Source organism: Tolypothrix sp. PCC 7601 (assembly GCF_025677855.1).
GTDB classification, from domain to species: domain Bacteria; phylum Cyanobacteriota; class Cyanobacteriia; order Cyanobacteriales; family Nostocaceae; genus Aulosira; species Aulosira diplosiphon.
Genome location: NZ_CP064879.1, coordinates 7727047 through 7749375, shown reverse-complemented (window position 1 = coordinate 7749375; position 22329 = coordinate 7727047). Strand labels below are relative to the sequence as shown.

General features: G+C 40.1%; 13 protein-coding genes and 1 pseudogene. 7 read left to right on the top strand and 7 right to left on the bottom strand.

The genetic code is table 11. The features are described 5' to 3' along the window. Window positions 1-299: 299 nt before the first annotated feature. Window positions 300-686 (top strand): annotated as a pseudogene (locus HG267_RS31390) (polyprenyl synthetase family protein); the annotation flags it as partial. A 197-nt stretch (window positions 687-883) separates the two neighbouring features. Here HG267_RS31390 and HG267_RS31385 read toward each other — a convergent pair. From HG267_RS31385 to HG267_RS31375, 3 genes are all read right to left on the bottom strand, one after another. Continuing rightward, on the bottom strand, window positions 884-1381 hold the full coding sequence (locus HG267_RS31385) for an EVE domain-containing protein (protein ID WP_045871131.1): 498 nt from the start codon (window positions 1379-1381) through the stop codon (window positions 884-886). 152 nt (window positions 1382-1533) lie between these two features. Beyond that, window positions 1534-2253, bottom strand: a complete 720-nt coding sequence (locus tag HG267_RS31380) for a class I SAM-dependent methyltransferase (RefSeq protein ID WP_045871132.1) — start codon at window positions 2251-2253, stop codon at window positions 1534-1536. 83 nt (window positions 2254-2336) lie between these two features. Further along, window positions 2337-2522, bottom strand: coding sequence for a hypothetical protein (locus tag HG267_RS31375; RefSeq protein WP_045871133.1), 186 nt, complete (start codon window positions 2520-2522; stop codon window positions 2337-2339). Between the two features lie 385 nt (window positions 2523-2907). Here HG267_RS31375 and HG267_RS31370 point away from each other — a divergent pair, with 385 nt between their 5' ends. Then, window positions 2908-6465, top strand: coding sequence for an ATP-binding protein (locus HG267_RS31370; protein ID WP_052335227.1), 3558 nt, complete (start codon window positions 2908-2910; stop codon window positions 6463-6465). Window positions 6466-6619: 154 nt separating this feature from the next. Here the strand turns inward: HG267_RS31370 and HG267_RS31365 are convergent, their stop codons facing one another. Further along, complete coding sequence (locus tag HG267_RS31365) at window positions 6620-8254, bottom strand: alpha-D-glucose phosphate-specific phosphoglucomutase (RefSeq protein ID WP_045871134.1); 1635 nt, start codon at window positions 8252-8254, stop codon at window positions 6620-6622. A gap of 597 nt (window positions 8255-8851) precedes the next feature. Here HG267_RS31365 and cutA point away from each other — a divergent pair. Together cutA and HG267_RS31355 are read left to right on the top strand one after the other, a co-directional pair. Next, on the top strand, window positions 8852-9172 hold the full coding sequence (gene cutA, locus HG267_RS31360; RefSeq protein WP_045871135.1) for a divalent-cation tolerance protein CutA: 321 nt from the start codon (window positions 8852-8854) through the stop codon (window positions 9170-9172). A gap of 290 nt (window positions 9173-9462) precedes the next feature. Continuing rightward, window positions 9463-11046 (top strand): mechanosensitive ion channel family protein, encoded by a 1584-nt coding sequence (locus tag HG267_RS31355; RefSeq protein WP_045871136.1) that lies wholly within the window; start codon window positions 9463-9465, stop codon window positions 11044-11046. A gap of 239 nt (window positions 11047-11285) precedes the next feature. Here the strand turns inward: HG267_RS31355 and HG267_RS31350 are convergent, their stop codons facing one another. After that, a complete protein-coding gene (locus HG267_RS31350) occupies window positions 11286-13037 on the bottom strand; it encodes an ABC transporter ATP-binding protein (RefSeq protein ID WP_045871137.1) in 1752 nt (583 codons plus the stop codon). Between the two features lie 217 nt (window positions 13038-13254). Continuing rightward, window positions 13255-14511, bottom strand: a complete 1257-nt coding sequence (locus tag HG267_RS31345; protein WP_045871139.1) for a lipid-A-disaccharide synthase-related protein — start codon at window positions 14509-14511, stop codon at window positions 13255-13257. 1125 nt (window positions 14512-15636) lie between these two features. On the opposite strand from HG267_RS31345, the gene HG267_RS31340 reads away from it, so the two are divergent. Beyond that, window positions 15637-16263 carry an SMI1/KNR4 family protein gene (locus HG267_RS31340; RefSeq protein WP_045871140.1) on the top strand — a complete coding sequence of 209 codons (627 nt, stop codon included), beginning with the start codon at window positions 15637-15639 and terminating at the stop codon, window positions 16261-16263. A gap of 148 nt (window positions 16264-16411) precedes the next feature. Here HG267_RS31340 and HG267_RS31335 read toward each other — a convergent pair whose 3' ends face one another. Continuing rightward, entirely contained in the window at window positions 16412-18448 is a 2037-nt protein-coding gene (locus tag HG267_RS31335) for a vWA domain-containing protein (RefSeq protein WP_045871141.1), read from the bottom strand. A gap of 391 nt (window positions 18449-18839) precedes the next feature. Here HG267_RS31335 and HG267_RS31330 point away from each other — a divergent pair, with 391 nt between their 5' ends. Further along, on the top strand, window positions 18840-19193 hold the full coding sequence (locus tag HG267_RS31330) for a Spx/MgsR family RNA polymerase-binding regulatory protein (RefSeq protein ID WP_045871142.1): 354 nt from the start codon (window positions 18840-18842) through the stop codon (window positions 19191-19193). A gap of 555 nt (window positions 19194-19748) precedes the next feature. Beyond that, complete coding sequence (locus HG267_RS31325; protein ID WP_052335228.1) at window positions 19749-21968, top strand: hypothetical protein; 2220 nt, start codon at window positions 19749-19751, stop codon at window positions 21966-21968. Window positions 21969-22329: the final 361 nt, after the last annotated feature.

The window sequence follows — 22329 nt, the reverse complement described above, 5'->3', positions numbered from 1 at the left end:
CATTTAAATTGTATATTTCGCGCTCAAGAGGTCAAAAAGTCAAGAGTCCAGGGTCAAAGGCTAGCTTGGACTTTTGACTCTTGACCCTTGACAGCCCTAACGCCAGAATATTTAATCTAGGCGCGTATCAGCTTAATGAGTAATGAGTAATGAGTAGGAAATTGACTTATTACTCATTACTTTTTTCAATTAGAAGCCACTGCCGTGCTCTCTAGAATATATTGATGTGTCGCAAAAATTATTTGAATTGATATCATGTCCGCTAAATTACCCATAATTTAGCGGACATGATATTAGAGAATATTGACATCACAACCCTCGACTATATTCATACTCATAAAACTGGAGCGTTGTTAGAAACCTCGGTTCTCTCAGGGGCGCTGTTAACAGGAGCGAGTGATGCTGTTTTGCAACGACTTTCTGTTTATGCTCATCATATTGGTCTAGCTTTTCAAATCGTCGATAATGTGCTTGATATCACCGTAACTCAGGAATAACTAGGTAAAACTCCGGCTAAAGACCAAAAAGCACAGAAAGTAACTTATCCCAGTTTATGGGGCATTGAGGAATCAAAACGCAAAAGCCAAGAATTAGTGCATCTAGCCAAGGCTGAACTTGCTGGTTTTGGAGATAAAGCACAACCACTAATGGCGATCGCAGATTATATAGTCGCCAGAACGCAATAATCTTTTTTTAACCCTTTTAATTTTTTAATTCCCTAATTGCTAGAAGCGCCCCAAAAATAGTACTCGGCTTGATAAGCGAGTTTTGTTCATAAAAATTTAACTTCAAAATGACTTCTTAGTTCCTGAATTTTAGGAGATAAAGAAAGCAGAAACATCTGAAAAAAGTCTGAAATCATCCTCAAGAAATATAGATTAATCTATAACTTTCGTTGACCCAATAGTTCATCGTTATTTGTTGGCAATGAAAACCGCATCGTCAGAATCTTATTAGCCACTGTTAATGAGACAGGCATCACTGATAATCGATTTCCTGTTCTCACCACCATTAGTTCTTCAGCGCTAAATTCCTCTTTCAGCGTTGACAACGAAATCAGATCAGAAAAAGTTTCTACAAATTCTACTACAACTGTTTGCCAACGAGGAGATTCGAGGCTTGATTTGGGGTCGTAGTAAGTACTATTTGGGTCAAACTGCGTGGGATCGGCAATACCCGTTTTTACTACACGCATTAAGCCAGCAATACCAGGAGGATTGGTATTGGAATGATAGAAAAAAGCTAAATCTCCTGGTTGCATTTGGCGCAGAAAGTTACGAGCTTGATAATTGCGAACACCATCCCAGATAGTTTCGCCTTGCTGTTGTAGGTCAGTAATACTATAAACTTCTGGTTCTGATTTCATTAACCAATAATTCACCGTTAGCTATCCCCCTGGGCTTGAGTTAGTGGCTGAAGTATATTATTTAGCTGTTGAAATAGGTTTTTTAATATTGGGGTATATGGTGTCATTTTTGAGCCAATAATTTTGATAGATGGCTAGGTTTGCTGCTTCTGAAAACGCTAGAAAAATCAGTTGTATATGCACAAAAATTGTGCAGTATCAGAAGTATCTTTATATAAACATTCAACGCGGATAAAATTGTGCTTTTGTGTAAGTTTACCCAAAGTAGTTTGAGTTTCAGGAAAATCATATTTATACACATGATTTTCAATTATCGATATATCTTGAGGCGACAATGCTGTCCAGTTTCGACGCATATTTTTTGAGTAGCGCTGACAATACTGTTCTTGGGTTTCCTCTTCTTTACGCACTATGTCAATCAAAATAAATATACCTTGAGCTTTCAGCAGATGAGATATTTGCTCTATAAGCCTATCTTTTTGTGCAAGAGTCAGGTGATGTACAACAAAAGAACTCATAATGACATCAAAACTTTGCTTTTGACTTTGACCTAGTTCCTCAAGAATTTTAGATATATCGTCTTGAATGAAAGTTTGTCTACACTGAATTTGTGCCATATTGCATTGGGCAATTGCCAAAGCTGCTGCGGACAAGTCAATTCCCGTATAGTCGGCAAGATTAGTATTTAATAAAGCTTGAACTGTTAAACTAGCATCACCGCATCCCAGTTCAAGTAAAGAAAATGGTCTTTGAAAGTAATCAGTTAGTAATTTATGCAAAACACCAGCAATTTCTTGGTGTTCCATATAATTGTTAGTTAAAACTTTTTGATAACTTATCCAATTATTTTTAAAGTAATCATCTGATTGATTTGGGAGATTATTCATCAGGCAGCATCCGTATATTTTAAATATATTGAAAACTCATACTGATTTTACAGGAATAATGTGTCTAACAACAAAGAATTACTTCAGCAATTAGAAATGCGATCGCTCTTTGTAAACTCAAACGCTTCTTTCGATGCTTGCGGTGTTCTTGAAGAATCATAATCAGCTGAATTTTTATCTGTGCTGGTGGCGTTTTGGTGAGGAAGTTTAAAAGATGAGACAGCAATGGCTCTAATCAGTTCCACCCCAAGTCCAGGCTGGATTACCATTCTTTAAACTTTTTTAACATTTTGGGCTTTACGCACTGCTTTTTGAAGTGGTACGTCTGCTGGGATTATTACTTACAACTTAGAATTCAGCTCTTTCCAGTCAGTAAGCTACCCAAGCAAATTCAACTATCAATTCCTTTTGATAGCGTTATTCAACATCAGGTTGATGGGAATACTAATGAAACTAAGGAAAATAGGACTTACGCAAAAGTAACGGAATTACGTCATTACGAGCGTAGCGACGTAATCCCCTAAAATTATGGGATTGCTTCCCTACACTACGTTCCGGTCGCAATGACAAATTTTGCTGGCGTAAGTCCTGGAAAACCCAAATTAGGTTATGTATAGATGGAAACCGTGAACTCTACTCCCATCATTTCAGGATATGAAATTAACTCTCAACTGTACACTGGCTCTAGAACCAATGTCCATTGTTTCCCAACAGTCACCCCAAGCAGTAGCAGATGCTTTATGGCAGGTTTTGCGGGAAGGATTGATTTTACCGCAAAGTCAAGTTTATAAGTTTTATCTCAGCGATGAGCAAGAAGTTCAGCCTCACAATATCGAAAATGTTGCTTATCGCTTTCTGCACGATCGCGTCCAACAAGCGGCTTATTGTTTAATTCCCCAAGACCAAAAACAAGCGACTCATTTGGCGATTGGTCAATTATTGCACGCGAATACGCCTATAACTCAATTAGATGCATATATATTTGAAATTGTCAATCACCTGAATATTGGCATTGATTTAATCACTCAGCCTGAGAAAAAACTGGAGTTAGCTCAACTGAATTTGCTGGCGGGGCGCAAAGCCAAAAGTGCGATCGCCTATAATGCTGCTGTCAAATATTGCACCCAAGGCATTGACTTATTGCCTGCTGATGCTTGGAGGGAACATTACCAATTAACCCTAAATCTGCATAATGAGCGTTTAGAGGCTGCTTGCTTGAATACAGACTTTGACAAGCTAGCCGCATGGGGTGAGGAGGTGTTGCAATCTGCTACTTCTTTGCTAAATACTATCAAAGTCTATGAAGTCCAAATGATGGCATTTCGGGCGCAAGGTAAATTTGCCGCAGTAGTTGAAACTGGATTGCAAGTATTGAAATTACTCGGTGTGGAATTTCCCGATCAGCCAACTACCTTAGATATTAGCACCGCAACCCAGCAGACAAAACAACTATGGATGGGGCGCGCACCCATTAGCTTACTGGATTTGCCTATAATGAGCGATTCGCATCAGCTAGCAGCTATGCAAATCATGACTACATTGGTGTCCTCTGCGTACATTGGTAAACCAACACTGTTACCACTACTGACATCTAAGCAAGTAGAGATGGCTATTAGGTTTGGCAATTCATCCATTGCCATTTTTTCCTATGCAGATTACGCAGTGACTCTTTGTGGTTTGATGGGAGATATTGATGCTGGGTATGAGTTTGGACAACTGGCATTAAAGTTATTGGAACAATACCAAACTAACGCTTTCAAAAGTAGGGCTTACTTTATTGTCAACAGCTTTATTCGGCATTGGAAAGAACCATTAAATCACAGTATTCCATATTTGCTAGAAGGTTATCAAAGTGGTTTAGAAACCGGAGATTGGATGTGTGTAGCGTTAAATTTAGTGTCATATAGTCAGTGTAGCTATTGGAGTGGTCGAGAATTAAACGATTTGGCTGAGGAAATGGAGAACTATCGACAAGTCATCAGCCAAGTAAAACAAGAAGCAACATTAAAATATCTAGAGTGTTACCAACAAGCGATTCTCAATTTATTAGGAGAAGCGGAAGTTCCCTATTATTTACAGGGTAAAGTTTTCAATGCCGCCGAAATTTTACCCAGCTTGCAATCTGCCAGCAATCGCACGGGGTTATTTTACATTCATCTCAATCAAGCTGTTCTGTGTTATTGGTTCGGAGAATACGCAGCCGCCTCACAACAAGCAGCTTTAGCTGAACAGTATAGTAATGCGGTAAGTGGCTATTTCGTCGCAGTTATCCGAGTTTTTTATGATGCTTTAATTCATTTAGCAAACTACACCGATGCTAGCTCTGAAGAACAATCCGCTATTTTAGAGCGAATTAATTCCCATCAAGAAAAACTCCAAACTTGGGCTAATTACGCCCCATTCAATCATCAACATCGCTCTTCACTTGTAGCAGCAGAACGTTATCGAGTGCTTGGTAAATTTGCTGAGGCGATGGAACATTATGATTTAGCTATTGCCCAAGCCAAAACCCACGGTTATTTGCAAGATGAAGCACTCAGCAATGAACTAGCAGCTAAATTTTACCTCAGTTGGGGTAGACAGAAAGTTGCAGCCAGTTATATGCAGGAAGCATACTACTGTTACGCTCGTTGGGGCGCAAAAGCCAAAACTGAGGATTTGGAAAACCATTATCCTGATTTACTGCGGATTATTCTCCAGCAGAGAATACAACCATTGCAAATGCTGGAAACATTATCGAGCGGCTTTAGCCCTACAATCTCAGTGCATAATTCTACTGATTTGAGTCGTTCTTCTAGCGCTGAAATTAGTACCTTTGATTTTGCTGCGATCCTCAAAGCTTCTCAAGCCATTTCTGGCACGATTCAACTAGATAAACTGCTACACCAATTAACACAGATTATTCTGCAACATTCTGGGGGCGATCGCTGTGCCTTAATCGTACCCAATACTCAAGGAGAATGGTTAGTTAGGGCTATTGCTACACCCGAAACCACAGAAATTTGTGCCGAACCTTTAGAGGGTAACCCCAACTTACCACTCAAGTTGATCCAGTACGTCAAAAATACTCAAGAAATGGTGATGATTGAGGAACTCAAAACCAATTTACCTGTAATTGATGAGTATTTAAGTCAAAGACAACCAAAAAGTTTGTTGTGCTTACCAATTCTCAATCAAGGACATGTAATTGGGATTTTGTATTTAAAGAATCGCTCAACTAGTAATGTATTTACTAGCGATCGCATTTTGATTCTCAATTTTCTTTGTACTCAAGCAGCTATTTCTCTAGAAAATGCGCGTCTTTACGAAGATTCTCAAATTTATGCTCAACAGTTAGAACAAAAATCTCAAGCATTGGAAAATGCGGTGCAAGAACTGCAACAAACCCAACTGCAAATGATCCAACAGGAAAAAATGTCTGCACTTGGTAACTTAGTTGCTGGGGTAGCCCATGAAATGAACAATCCCCTCGGCTTTATTGCAGCTAGCCTCAAACAAGCTAAACCTGTTGTGGCTGATATCACTGAACACCTGAAATTATATCAGCAAGCTCTACCAAATCCGGCAGCAGAAATTCTCGATCATGCAGAAGAAATCGACTTAGACTATAGCTTAGAAGACCTACCAAAAATGCTCAATGCAATGGTCATGGCTGCTGACAGATTAAAAAATATTAGCACCAGTTTAAGAACTTTCTCCCGTGCTGATCAAGATTATAAAGTGCCATTTAACATCAATGAAGGTATTGATAGCACAATCTTAATTCTCAAACATCGCCTGAAAGCAAATGAACAACGTCCAGAAATTGTAGTTGTGACTGAGTACGATAATTTACTGCCAATCTTGTGCTTTCCAGGACAATTAAATCAGGTATTTATGAATATTGTCGCTAATGCCATTGATGCTTTAGATGAGTCAAGTATCGGTAAAAGCTTTGAAGAAATCAAGCTCAATCCTCACAAAATTATCGTGAAAACTGCTATTGCAAATCATACATTAAAAATCTCAATTGCCGATAATGGCCCAGGCATGAGCGAAGATGTCAAAGAAAAGATATTTGACCATTTATTTACGACCAAAGCAGTAGGTAAAGGCACAGGATTAGGACTAGCGATCGCGCGCCAAATTGTAGAAGAAACACATGGGGGAAAAATTGCAGTTCATTCTGTTTTAGGGCAAGGAACAGAATTTATTATTTCTCTGCCTCATTAAGGGAGTTGCAACTATCAAGCAGAGGGAGCAGAAGAAGCAATGTGTTGGGCAGGGTTGCAACTGGCATTTAAATATGCCAAAAAAATGAATATTTGTGCCAGTTGCATCAGTTATGTAAATGTGAACTGTCGTCTGCTCTTGACTTTTGTAACCATTAGGTGATCACAGTCGGCTGTTCTCTACCTGTGAAGGTGCGAATCTGAGCAATTTCATCTGCGATCGCAATTAAATTTCCTAGTGCTTCTTGCGGATCGAGGTTTTGTTTAGCAGTATCCGGTTCGTAAGATTCCAGATAAATTCGCAAAGTTGCGCCTTGGGTACCAGTACCAGAGAGACGGAAGACAATGCGGGAACCATCAGTAAATCCAATTCTGATGCCTTGGTTTTCACTAATGCTGCCATCAACTGGGTCGGTGTAGCTAAAGTCATCGCTATACTCAACCTCATATTTACCAAACTGTTTGCCTGGAAGATTTGGCATTTGCGATCGCACATTGTCAATCAAGGCGTTGGCTTTCCCTGCATCAACTTCTTCGTAATCGTGGCGAGAATAGTAGTTACGTCCGTAAGCTTGCCAGTGTTCGCGGACAATCTCTTCTACAGATTGTTGCTTCACTGCTAGAATATTCAGCCAAAACAGCACTGCCCACAGCCCATCTTTTTCTCGAATATGGTTGGAACCAGTGCCAAAGCTTTCTTCTCCACAAAGAGTAGCTTTACCTGCATCTAATAAATTACCAAAGAACTTCCAACCAGTGGGTGTTTCGTAGCAGTCAATCCCCAGCCGTTTTGCTACTAGATCTACTGCTTGACTAGTAGGCATAGAACGTGCAACTCCTGCCAAACCATCCTGATATCCTGGCACTAGCTTGGCATTGGCAGCTAAAATTGCCAAACTATCGCTGGGGGTAACAAAAAACTTGCGTCCCAAAATCATGTTGCGATCGCCATCGCCATCGGAAGCTGCGCCAAAGTCTGGGGCATTTTCTCCATAAAGGACTTCTACTAAGTCATGGGCATACACCAAATTCGGGTCAGGATGTCCGCCACCAAAGTCTTCCAGAGGTATACTATTTTGCACGCTGCCTGCAGGTGCGCCCAAACGCTGCTCAAACAAGGCATGGGCATAGGGGCCAGTCACGGCATGAAGTGAATCTATGCACAGCCGGAAGTTCCCAGAAGTTAAGAATTGGTGAATGCGATCGAAATCAAACAGGGACTCCATTAACTCTTGATAATCTTGCACGGAGTCAATGACTTCTACAACCATTTCTCCCAGTTTAGATTCACCCAAAGTTCCTAAATCGACATCTGGGGCATTTAAGATGTAATATTTGTCAATAACTTTGCTGCGGGCATAGATAGCCTCTGTCACTTTTTCCGGTGCAGGCCCACCGTTACTGATGTTGTATTTTACACCAAAATCACCCTTGGGGCCGCCAGGATTATGGCTGGCAGACAGGACAATGCCACCAAGCGCCTGGTATTTGCGAATTATGGCAGATACTGCTGGGGTAGACAAAATTCCATCCTGACCGACCTTAATTCTAGCTACACCATTAGCTGCTGCCATTTTCAAGATAATTTGAATAGCTTGGCGATTGTAATAACGGCCATCACCACCTACAACTAAGGTTTGTCCCTGTAAGCCTTCGAGAATATCAAAGATGGATTGAATGAAGTTTTCTAAATAATGAGGTTTTTGAAAAACACTCACGGCTTTCCGTAGCCCAGAAGTGCCGGGCTTCTGGTCAGGAAAGGGGGTGGTATTAAATGTCTGGGTATCCATTGTCATGTTTTAAGAACTGATTTTTTGCTTTTTGAGGAAGCCACACAAAGGTATGATACGGCGATTGCTCTCCCGAAAGCTGATTATTCTCGGTGCTTAACCTGTTGAGGATTAAGAAATTCTTTCAATAGTGAATTGTCCCGCCCCATAATCATACCTAGTGCTAAGTAGTTACAGCCTCGCCCTTAGGCGTTAATTCTTACTCAAATTTGCTTTAACGCGTCTTAGCATTTGACAAGGATATTAGGCTAATACGCTTGGGTTAAGCTCATTAGCAATTGATTTGTCACTGATTAAAAAAGCCAACTCAATTGGGGGATTCTCCCCCAAACCCCCGATTGGGTGACGGTTGCGTCCCCCAAACCCCCTCCAAAATTATTGTTCTGTTTTTTTAACTAGTTTTTTGGTTTTGTGATCAATTAATTTTCTTAACTGAACTGAATTTGGATATAGGCGATCGCCCCAGATAAATATGTTTTAATCCCCTTTGGGGGAAGATACATTTTTGCTTTACTTAGGAGCATTGCTAATTAAATTTACTCTTTGCTATGGTTACTTTGGCTGGATGAAAAGGATGGACATTAATCAACACACTGCATGGAACCTATTTTTGTTTATGTCACTTGTAAAGACCGTGCCGAGGCTTTACAGGTGGGCAAAGTCCTAGTTGAAGAACGCCTCGCCGCCTGTGCCAACGTGATTGATGGGATGGAAAGCATTTATTGGTGGAAAGGTCAATTGGAAGTGGGCAAGGAAGCAGTTTTAATTCTCAAATCCCGGGATGATTTGCTGGAGGAACTAACAAAAAAAGTCAAATTGGAGCATAGCTACGAAGTGCCTTGTGTGGTGGCTTTACCCATCAAAGGCGGGAATCAGGAGTATCTGAATTGGCTGCTAGGGGAAACAAAGAAAGAATAGGCTTAAACCCTTACCAATGACAAATGGCAGACCTCTCCAGTTGTCTGGAATTGCGCCGACCGACTTATATGTCTCAATTGATTTGCTTAACTTTCTTATCTTTGCTTGTACTATATTGAACCGGATACTATGCTGAAATAAAAACGATTGCAAAAAAATAAGATAGGCGATCGCATCTCTAGGAGCAACGCAAATATCTCTGCAACTATCGGTAAGTTATTCTGTACTAATTTTTCCACACACAGCACTATACCAATTTCATGCTGTCGGATAGTATTTATACTCAAAAGATGAATATATTAATTATCCTGAGTGAAGTCATATTTGTAATAGTTATTTTCTTCCTGCTTAACTGGCTAATTGGCATCATCCTCAAGCAGGTTACCAAGGTTTCTTGGCTTCAAGGGAAAACTGCAAATATCACCTTCTTGCGCCGGAGTCTCAGTAGAATTTTAATTCTGATTTCTGCAGTGCTATGTCTGGCGCTAATTGGTATCAACGGGATGGTAATTTATCGAGGTGGGAACATTCAGGAATTTCAACTGAATCTGCTTCGCAGTCTGCCTACTCAATTTTGGATAAATCTCTTGGCAGCAAGTCTAAAATCTGTAGGTTTACTCCTGCTAGTTAAGTTCACTATTCCGCCCTTAAATCGTGGTTTAGACTCGGTTTGTCACTATACTAAAAGAGTCGATCAGATTAAAGCTAATGATGAAAGTGTTGAGGCTTTTTTCAAGGTATTCAAGAGAATTGTTAGTTATACTATATGGATATCCGCTGCTATTGTATGTGCTAAATTTCTCTACCTCCCAGAAATTGTTTCTAAATACCTTTATATCGCTTTAAAAATATACGTTATCATCTCAGTTGGTCTACTCATTGTTAAAGCTGTTGCTACTATTGTTGATACTCTTGATGCCTTGAGCCTAAAATATTCTGGCTCTAACAATTTACTACGTCTATACGAGCGGTTACGTCATCTCATACCTCTGTGCAAAAAATGTTTAGAATATGTTCTGTATGTTGGCATAGTTAATCTTGTTGTTCCAGAAATAGAACCTATAGCTTGGATCAGTTCTTATACTCCTAGAATTGTGCAAATTATTGGGGTTTGCTTTCTGAGCAATGTTTTAATTGAAGTTGCTTACTTTCTTTTGGATGAATTCTACCTTAAAACTCAAGATACTAATGAATCTCATCGGCAGAAACGGCTAACTTTAATTCCCTTAATGCGGAGTTTTGCTAAATATTTCGTCTATTTTACTGCTGGAGTAACTATACTTAGGCTCCTGGGAATTGATCCAGCACCTATTTTAGCAGGTGCTGGAATTGTGGGTATAGCAGTTGGTCTAGGGGCGCAAAACCTAATTAATGATATCGTTTGTGGATTTTTAATTTTGTTTGAAAACTATTACTTAGTAGGTGATTATATTGAAGCTGGAAAAATAGAAGAAAGACCTGTTGAGGGAGTTGTCGAAGCAATCGAACTGCGAACCACTCACCTCCGCCATCCCGATGGTCAATTGCAGATTATTCGCAATGGGGATATTGGCTCAATTATTAATTACTCTAAGCAATACATATATGCCAGGGTGGAAGTTAGTGTTGCCTATGACTCTAATTTAGATCATGTATATAGAGTAGTTGACAAAGTAGGACAGCAGTTAAAAGTGAATGAACAGGATGTTTTAGAACCTACAAGAGTAGCTGGACTAGAACACTTTGGTGAAAATAATTTACTGCTGCTGACACTGACAAAAGTTAAGCCAGGAAAACACCTGCATATTCAGCGTGTTCTTCGTAAGATATTGAAGGATACTTTTAGCCAGGAAGAAATAGAAATTTGCGGTTTTTCTAAGAAAAATCATAGATAAGTAATGTCATGTCCGTTGAAAAACTTATCATATTTAGTAATACCAATTGTTGGTTTTCTATTCTTCCCGCCTTCTGCCTCCTGCCTTGAAAGTGCTGAGTGCTGAGTGCTGAGTACTGAGTAAAAATCCCTCCCATTGATACTTTCATATATGGTGATGAAATTTTTTCATTGGGACTGCCTCCTGCCTTGTCATAGCGATGATTTTTAACACTGAGCTACTTAGCCTTGTGAGCTTTCTTATTCTCTACTTTCTATCTCATCTGTAGAGTAAAACTGTTGGGCATAAAAACGAGCATAGCGTCCTTCCTGAGACAGGAGGGACGTGTGGGTACCAGCTTCCACTACCTGCCCCTGTTCTAATACAAGAATGCAGTCAGCCCGCCGCACACTGCTTAAGCGATGGGCGATAATAAACACGGTGCGGTTTTGCATAACTCGCTCCAGTGCTTCTTGGACAAGTGCTTCTGATTCCGAATCTAAGGCAGATGTAGCTTCATCTAGGATGAGAATTCGCGGATCGTTAACAATTGCTCGGGCGATCGCTAATCTTTGGCGTTGTCCTCCAGAAAGGTTAACCCCACGTTCGCCTACCCAGCTATGGTAACCTTGGGCAAACTGGCTGATAAACGAGTGAGCATTAGCAATCTTGGCTGCTTGTTCTATGGCGGCAAAATCTAATTCTTCCTGACCGTAACCAATATTTTCGGCGATGGTTCCAGAAAAAAGAGTAATATCTTGGGGCACAATGCCAATTTGACGACGCAAGCTAGTGAGTGTGACATCACGGATATCGATATCATCTATGAGAATTTCGCCTGCTTGCGGGTCGTAAAAGCGAAGTAACAAATTAATTAAAGTCGATTTGCCCGCCCCAGAAGCACCAACTAAGGCGATGACATTACCTGGTGCAGCGTGCAGACTGAGATCCTTGAGGACAGGCTGACCGGGATTGTAGGCGAAACTAACATGACGATACTCTATCTTGCCAGCAATTCTTGGTAGTTCCTTAGCAGTCGGTTTTTCGCTTAAACTGGGCTGCTGCGCCATCAATTCAAATATGCGTTCTACAGAAGCCTCGGTCTGTTTGTACTCGTTGTAATTGCTAATTAACAAGTCGATGGGCTGAATCAGTATCGCTACAGCAGCTAAGAAACTAATAAAGCCTTGAGGTGTCAGCTGATTTTGCGAAATCTGCCATCCGCCCAACAGAAACAGCAGCATAATACTAACTGCTTCTAAAAAACCAACAACCGGAAACTGCAGCGATTTGAGTTGTAGAGCGCGATACTTAGCTTGGCGATGGTGTTCGGCTTCTTGATTGAATCGCTTGACCTCATACCCTTGGGCGGCAAAAGCCTGAACCACGCGAATCCCGCTAAATACTTCCGTTAGCAGCGCCGATAAATTAGAAACCTGATTTTGACTTTGGCGAGATAGCACCAGTAATCGCTGACCAAATGCGCCAATCAACCAAGCCATCAAGGGAGCTAAAATCAAACCGGCAAGGGTGAGTTGCCAATTCAAGTAAATCATGTAAATGGGAATGACAATTAACTGCAACAGATTGGAAAGAAACTGATGCGATAACTTGTCCACAATCTCACCGACGCGATCAATATCTTCAGTTAACCGATAAGTGAGGTCACCTGTCTGTGTAGTTTCAAAGTAATCTAATCCGAGTTTGTGTAGATGTGCATATACCTGCTGACGCAGATTTAAAACCATATTGAGAGCAGCAGCAATCATAAAGACATTCTGCCCGTACTGGCAAAGCCCTCGCAGCAAAAATACCAAAGTAGCTAGCCCCAGCCAGTAGGCAATCTGATTAACATTACCCTGACCAACAAAAAAAGCCACCTGACCTGCTAGATAGGGCAGTGCTAGGGTAAGCAACACAAATCCTAAGATGCAAGCGAATCCCCGAACTAACAGCGGCCATTGGGGCCACAGATAAGGTAACAGTTGCCAGTAGCTAGAGCGGACTTTCATAGTTTAATTCTTGATTGTTATCCTTATCTTGATGATTGAAATTTGCCAGCATCAGCAATTTTGTCAGGGGCTGGTTACAATCTCCTGACAATTGATCCCTTTTAGCTAGAAAGTGCTGAGTGCTGAGTCCTGAGTCACCGAAGTTCAGATGCCTGCGGCAAGCCGCCGCTCCGACTTCCCTCTGAGTAAAAATCCCAGTTCCACTTTCATGCAACGCTCATGAAACTTGTTTCATTGGGACTGCCTCCTGCCTTCTTGAATCAATTTCTCCTAGAGAATTGAGTAAAAAGCGGGCTATTCTTTCAGATGCGCCAGGCGGGCCAAATCGCTCAGGGCCGTTTTGTTGACACTTAGCGAGATAGTCTGCATCTTGTAAAGTCTCTACTACTCGTTGAGCCGCTTGTTTGAGTGTCTCTGGAGTTGCTGGCCCAGTGCCAATGGTTTGGGCAGAAATGCCCAATAGCCGCGTTTGCGCTTCTGCAAATTGATAGGTAAATTGAGGGCCTTCTCCGGGAATTTGAATAATCGGTTTACCAATCGCCACTGCTAAATCCACTGCCAAACCTGCCATGCCAATGACGAGAGTAGAGTGATACAAGATATCACTAAAAGCATCTGAGTAACATCTCACTTCTACCAGGGGTGATTTCTCAGGAGAACTTTTTGGCAGAGAATAGGTAAGTCTGCCTTGGGATATTTGCCAACCTTGACTTTTAGCAATCTCTTCTAGTTCCCCCATCAATTTAGGAACCAACGCAGCGCGAAACTGCAATCCAGATTCAGGCATCACCTGGGCAATTTCTTTCACCAGTTGCAACTGCAAACAGAAATTTCTGGCGGCTTCTGGCATTCGTGAACCTGGTAAAAGAGCGATCGCAGGGATGTTTGGTTTGAGGTGCAAGTCTTTGCCAGCCGGAACGAGGCGATCTAAGGCTGGAATGCCACCAAATTTAGCTTTAGCTATACCTTGTCGTTGTAGATCGAAAGTTGTATGGGCATCTCTGGTAAAAACTGCCAAACATCGAGCAGAATTCAAATCGTGCCACAGCAACGGATTGATCTGCAATCGCCCTTCATACAAGGCAGAAAGACAAGAAATAAATGAGACGAAAGGGCGCTTTGTTAAATAAGCAAATGTTTGGGAGACGAAATCCCCAGTAGCCATAATCAAATCGCAGCTAGGAGCATACTGCAAAACCGCTTGTAACTGTCGCCACGTTAACCCAACTAATCCCGATTGGAAATCTTTGAGTAAATAGAGGCGCTTCATGTAAAAGAATCCTCCAGAGGGCATCGTTTGTGTTGGCCCAATAATCGGAATGTTTAAGCTGCGGTAAGCTGTTCCTTCCCCCACAATTGGCATTGCTGCCATCTCAATAGAAGGAGATAATTGCCGCAGGGTTTGAATAACATGAGAAGTGTGGTTATCCTCTCCGTGCCCGTTACTGATAAACAAGATTCGTTTAGAAGGCATCTTGGTATTTGGATAAATCTGTTCTTTTTTGGCAATCCTGCTAGGTCTTATGACAGCACACTAAACAGGAAGCTCAATTGATCGAGAAAGCTTTCCTGGTTTTGAAGATGATTGTAGTTAGCTGATTGATAGGGGCTTTCTCACATTTTTATTCAAAAAAAATCATACGATAAATTTTTAATTCATCGCATCAAGCGGACAGCAGCTCCATGAGGAATGAAGACCCAGCCGCAAGAACGTAAACCTAACACAACATTGCTGGTATGAGAATACCTTACACCAACTGAGGTGCGATCGCTTCTCCAAATATTTCTGCTCTGTTAGAGTTACAGCCGTTTTTATACTGCTTGACTGGGTTAATTAATTTACACAGCAATTACCTCATTTTGGCTAATTATTTTGGCACTAATAATATATTTTTTAATATTTTTCTCATGCTTGTATTGTTAAATATCTCTGTAAACCTAATAACAACAAAATGTTAATATGAGGATGAAAAATCATTAAAATCCCTGACTGATAATCTTACCAGGGATTCCTCAGCCAGGGACTAACTGTTAACTGTAATATCTGTCCGTTGGAAGTTAGCGCTCGTTCGTTAGGACAGCAGTTAACAGTCAAATAAATTATAGTTCCTTTGATTAAAACTAAGTATAAATACCAACAAATACACTACTGACTATGAATGGTTGGTAGTAGTGGACTGACATGACTAAAATAGTGCATAAAAAACTCTTGTGGGATGGGTGTCTCACCCGTCCAGGGCGGACAAGATGTCCACCCCACAAGAAAAATTATTGCAACATTTTAGCTGTGTTAGTCCAGTAGGATGCGTTACGGCTTACTGAAATTTTTTGAGAAATCAAATCGGATTCCTATATTTTGAATTAGTGTTACGAGATTATTTTCAGTTTCAATCCCCTTGCGGGGTTGTAAGTTGTTGAATCGCTATTTCAATCACAACTGAATGACATAATTTTGAATTCACACTGTTACTATCATGTCCAAAAACTAATTGTTAACTATTCTATGTTTAACCTAACATAATATTACAAATCTACAATGATGACTGAAGATGTTGGAAATGAAGCTAAAATAGTTTCTTCAGATTTATTCTAATTCCTTATGAAAGAAATATTACATCGAATTGAAAATTGGTTAAAAAATAATTTTTCTGAATTATTAGACACCTTAAATCCGGGAGCAACTGTAGAGGAAATTCAAGCGTTAGAAAAACAAATCCAAAGCGAGTTACCCTCATCATTTAAAGAATTATATAAGTGGCATAATGGACAGAAAAGCGGAACTTATCCAGGGTTATTTTACGGGTTAGAATTCTTGTCCTTGCTAGAAGTATCTGCAAATTGGCAAGTGTGGGCGGAACTTGTGGATGATGATATCAATAAGCATATTCTCTGCCAATCTTATAGCCCAGGAAAAGTTAAAGAAATATATGCTAATAAGAAGTGGGTGCCTTTTGCTTTTGATTGGGGTGGCAACCATTTAGGAATAGATTTAGACCCGGGAGAGCAAGGGATTAGAGGACAAGTTATCAATTTTGGTAGAGATGAAGAAGTTAAATTTATTTTTGCAGATAATTTAGAATCATTTTTAAATTGGTTTATTACTCAACTAGAATCAGGAAATTACATTCTCAGTTCTGAGGAAGATACAAAGAGTTTTAGTACTAAAAACCCACAAATGATCCATTTTCTTGATTATTGGAAAGTAATTACTCAAGGCAAGCTTTAATCAATTGACATCTCAAGAATTTTAATTACTAGCATTTTCTTGATTTGTCAATCGAATGTAACAGAAATTACTATGAAAAGGCGATCGCATGATTTATATTGCGTCGCCTCACAATTTGCCTTCTTTGAGGACTGTATTGCAATCCGAATTATTTCTTGGCTGTCAACTCCCTAGATTGCTCTACCAGGCGAATAAACTCTCCTCGATAGCCCTCCTGGTCTTCGCCCTTACCTTGAGTTGCCAATTTCATGACTAAATCATAATTAGCATTTCCCTTATACTCAGAGTCACGTAGCAACATCCCAAAGGTAGCTACCGCAGCAGCAAATTTCAGGTTGGTGGAGGTTACCTGTTCAACGCTGACATTATCATCTTGGATGGTTTGGGTAATTAATTGACTGGTGTTTTCTTGGGGTAATTTATATCGCAGTTTCACCTGCATCAACTCATTACTAGCAGTATCTGCTGATTTGGCACCAGAAGGCTGATATCGTAAGGGGTCTACTGTTGGCAGTTTCACATCGCTGTTAATGCCAGTAGGAATGATTTCATACAGCGCTGTTACAGAATGACCCGCCCCAATATCACCTGCATCTTTCTTGTCGTCATTGAAATCTTGATTTTGCAGCAAGCGGTTTTCGTAGCCAATCAAGCGATAAGCTTGAACTTTTGCCGGATTAAATTCCACCTGAATTTTCACATCCTTAGCAATAGTAAATAGAGTGCCCCTGAGATCGTTAACTAAAACTTTTTTGGCTTCCAATAGAGTATCAATGTAAGCGTAGTTGCCGTTACCCTTATCAGCCAGTTGTTCCATCTTTGAGTCTTTATAATTGCCCGTGCCAAATCCCAACACCGTTAGAAAAATACCTTGCTCTCGCTTCTGTTCAATTAATCTTGTTAGTTCGGCATCACTGGAAACCCCGACATTAAAATCTCCATCGGTAGCTAAAATAACTCTATTATTACCAGACTTAATGAAGTTTTGTTTGGCTATCTTATAGGCCAGTTCAATGCCCTCACCACCAGCCGTCGAGCCTCCAGCCTCCAAACGCTCAATTGCTGCCAAAATTTTTGATTTCTGACTACCAGGAGTAGCAGGTAACACCAATCCCGCATTCCCTGCATAGACTACCAAACTCACCCGGTCTTCAGGACGCAGTTTCTCTACTAGCAATTTGAGGGACTGTTGCACCAAGGGTAATTTGTTGGGTTCACCCATAGAACCGGAGACATCAATCAAAAATACTAGGTTGCTAGGTGGTAAAGTTTGACTTTCTAAACGTTTACCTTGCAAACCTACCTGTACCAATTTATGTTGCGAATTCCAGGGAGCAACCGCAACTTCTGTCGTGACGGAAAAAGGGCGATCAGTTTTTGGTTGTGGATAATTGTAAGTAAAGTAGTTAATCAATTCTTCAATTCGCACTGCATCCTTGGGCGGTAATTCTCCTTGGGTAATAAACCGTCGCACGTTGCTGTAGGATGCTGTATCTACATCAATGGAAAAGGTGGAAAGAGGATCATTACTGACGCGATGAAAGGGATTGTCATCAATCCGGTTGTAGTTTTCTGTGTTGAATCTACCCGTTTGTGGTTCAGGTGCAACCCTTCCTACACTCCTAACTGCTGAAAGTTTAGGGCTGGCGGGGCGGTTAACAACTTGCTCTTGAGCAGTTGCGCCTGAGGGAATAGTAGGGAGTGGAGGTATGAGTGTGGGTAAAGATTCAGTCTTGCGATTATCTTCAGCAGGAGTGATGTTACTAGTAGCATCCAATTCCTCTGTTTGTTTTTTCAGGGTTGCTAACTCTGGTGCGAATTCGGATTGCAAGCGTTGTAGAGTTTTGAGATCCTCTGGCGCAACTGTATTGGGATTAGTGGCTATTAGCTCATTACTCCGATTCACACAAGCATTTAAGACAGTAGCAAACTCCGCCCGAGTTATAGGCCGAGTGCCAAAGTTTTGGATGGAAACAACGCAACTATACTTTTGTACCAATGCTTGAAGTGATTGGTAATCGGGGTGATTGGGTGGAATAGGGGCTGAACTTTGAGGAGTCTGATTAGCTGGAATCGCAACCGTAGCAGGCTGACGTAAAATTGCAATTCCCACGGATGGTATCAACAATAATATTGTGGCAATGCTGATTCGCTGCCAGATTTTGGATGGAATCGGGTAAGACATGGCTAACTTCTCACACTAATTCTGGTATTGCCGCAAAACTTCATAGAATGATGGCAACCCTATTGAAATACACAGGATTACTGTCATATAAAGTTTTTATTTATACCAATTCAAATTATGTTTGCAACAGATACATCATTCGGAGAGCAAAGCAATGCCTTACCCCTACTATCTGTCACATTCTTTTTTAAAATGGTAATACCTAGAATAATCTGGAACCCCTGGGGATTTGATCGCCGTTACAGTTTTGGTAACTATAAAATTGCGATCGCCTGTTATTATCAGGTTACGCGGAGATTGCGCTTCAATGCTCAACAAGGGAAGAGGTTTTTCAACTCGGGGATAATACAATCTGGAAAAGTGATGTTCTGGAAACTATTGATTACTTGTTATGACCCTTCAAGTCTACGGTATTCCCAACTGCGGCACTTGCAAAAAAGCTGTTACATGGCTGCAAGCCAACAGCATAGACTATGAATTTAATAACACTAAAGAAAATCCACCCACTCGCGAGCAGATCCAAAACTGGGTAAAGTCTTTGGGTTCTGCTCCCATGCGGAATACCTCTGGTCAATCTTACCGTGCTTTAGGTGATGCCAAGAAGACATGGACAGACGAACAGTGGATTGAGGCTTTTACTCAAGATGCCATGCTGCTTAAACGTCCGATTTTCGTCAAAGATGGAACAGCCTTAGCGGTAGGTTTCAAAGATGAAAACGTGATTCGCGAAAAATTAGGGTTTTAATCTCCGTTTATCAGCGATTAATTTTTTCTAATCTAACGCACTATTTTAGTCTAGACACGCTAGTAGGTTGGGTTAAGCGTAAACCCAACATGGCTTAACCTATATTTCGGTGTTGGGTTTCCTTACGTCAACGCAATCGACAACTCTGGTGATAAATTTGGGTTATGATTTTTTCCCACAAATTATTACTCATGTTTTTTAGTATCCTTTGACAACCATAGTAATAGTTATCTTTAAAAGCCTGCAATTGCTAACAAGACTAGTAATTTTATGCTGATTAAGTTTGAGCTAATAAATCTTTTTAAATCAGGTATTGTAAGTATTTTTTCTTATTTTAGTCTTCACTCAATATAACTTAATAGTATTATTAGCAAAATTTTGATATTTTCATTTTTAGCTAACTGAATTCAACAATTAACTCTCAGCATCCTAAATTAATTGTGAAAAATATTCTTCAAATCGAACTAGAGAGCCGCAAAAAACATAGATAGATGAGAAATATATACTTACACAATTGATGGGGTTGCTTCATTTGTATACTTACAGAAATTTGTTATGAAAAAGAGACAACAGGTTTTTGGTGGTATTATCTTGTGGGCAGTACTGGCATGTCTAGGTATTGCTTTGCAATATTTCTACGACTTCTTACAATATATTTTCTTTCTCCGAGTACCTATAATTGTGGGCTTAATACTGTTTTTCTTGCCCAAGGTTGCCGTTGACACTGGTTTATCACCAATGTTGAAAAACTTGTTTGTCCTACGTGCTAATAATCAGTTAATTTTAGTAATTGGATGTGCGGTTTTAGCAGGACTTTCGACAATTCAAGTGTTGGATGTAATCTGGTATAACTCCCAGATTCGTTTTGATGTGCCTCGGTTACCAGAAATTACAGCAATTCCAGAAATTATCCAATATCTATGCGCTATCATCTTGAGTCTTCCTATTATCATCAAGGCGATTCAGCTTTCTAAAAAAGAAATAGAAATAGGAGATAAAAGCCAGCAAATTTGGGGAATTATATTCGGCATTGGTTTAGGTGTTTTAGTCATAATCACAGACTACTTTGCTAAGATTTTCTTTAAATCCAATCAATCTTTAAAACAGGTATTATTGGCAATAATCGATTTTTTACCGGAAAGGATACGAAAAGGTTATATAGATGAACCTGGGGTATTATCTTACGGGATTGCTGAAATGGTAGGGTTTTCCTTACTAATACTAATGATTTATGGCTTTGGTTATATTATCTTTAAACCTCGTCCAATTACTAACAGATTAGAAATACCTGCGCTTTTTTATATCACTCTGATTTTGTCATTGATGGTCGTATGGCTAGGAGGAATTTCCTTCTTTAATGATGTGTCTCGCATTCCCACATTCTTATTATTTTGTGTTATTTCATCTGCCTCTTATAAAATTTTTCAAGTAGACCATTTTTACAAAATCTACCCATTAAAAAATAAACTGCCAAAACCGACAACAGAAAAATGGATTGATATTATCCATAAACGGCTAGAAAATCAACAAAGTGATGAGAAAACTTTAGTAGTAGTTTGTGCAAGTGGCGGTGGTATTCAAGCATCTGGATGGACAACTCAAGTTTTGACAGGTTTACAAGAAGCAATTGGAAATAAATTTACCAAAGCAATTGGTTGGATTAGTGCAGTTTCTGGTGGTTCTGTGGGCACAATGTTTTATTTGGATAGATTTGGCGCGCAAGGTTATCCAGAAGTAGATGAATTAGCAAAAATTTTTAAAAGCGCTACAGAAGATAGTTTGGATGCTACAGGATGGGGGTTAGCTTATCCCGATTTACTTCGTTTTATTGGATTACCTTTTGTTGTGCCAAAAGAAAAAGATAAGAATGATCATGCCGAAACTGAGCAAGACAGAGGTACAGCTATCGAAATAGACTGGAAAGGAGAAATGGAAAATCCCGATGAAAGTTTAAGTAGCTGGAGAGAGAAAATTGACGAAGGAATCATTCCTATTCCTATTTTTAATGCAACCTTAGTTGAAGATGGACGGCGTTTTTTAGTTAGTCCAATGACTTTTAGTAAAGAAAGTCAGCAAGAAAATCGCACCTCTATAGACTTTAACAAGCTCTATCCAGAATATGACATTGATGTGACTACATCTGCTCGATTATCCGCTACTTTTCCTTATATTTCTCCTGTGTGCTGTCCTAGTGAAGAAACCAATTGGAATTATCATGTAGCTGATGGTGGCTACTTCGACAATTTTGGTATAGTTACTAGTATCGAATTACTAGATCAACTTTTAGAATCAACTCAAAATAACCAAATCAAAAAAGTTATTTTATTACAAATAAATGCCTTTCCTGATAATGAGTTACCAAAACAAGAAGAAGGCGCTCCTGGATGGCAGATGGAAGTTATTGGTTCATTACTCGCTTTATTAAACGTGCGTAGTTCTACACAAAATGGCAGTAATTCATTAAATATCAAACTTTTGAAAGACAAATATGAATGTGGTTACAATCATACTGATAACGAAAGAAAGCTGCAATTTTTGAAGGAGAAATCTTGTAAAAAAGGGATAGAAATTAACCACGTTAACATTACATTTCCTGCTGGCAAGATTAGTCCTCCACTTTCTTGGCAGCTAACTCAAGAACAAAAAGAAGCTATTCAAAATTCCTGGAAAGAGTGGCAGCAAAAGAACTGTGATGTAATTACAAAAATAAATGAAGCTATCCCACCAGAAAAGGATATTAATTTAGAACATGATTTAGAGTCATCCACAAAATAATTGTGGTAATACCAATTTGAAAAAAGAATGCGACAGATTGTAGGGGCATGGGCACTGCCCATTGGTGTCAACTTAAGCTAAAAGCGATATAGGGCGGGCGTTGTACAAATACCTCGCGCCCTCATCCCCTAACCCCTTCTCCCCCAGGAGAAGGAGAACTAAATCTCTTGCTCCTTTCTCCCTGTGGGAGAGGGGCTGGGGGTGAGGGCGAAACCTTGCAACCAAGAGGGTTTCACGTTAAGTTGACACGTATGGGCACTGCCTTGCCCCGACAATCTGTCACAATACTTGTCGGGTAAGGGGAAAAGGGGCAAGAAAAAACCTTTAACCCTTACCCTTTCTCCTGCGGAGACGCTACGCG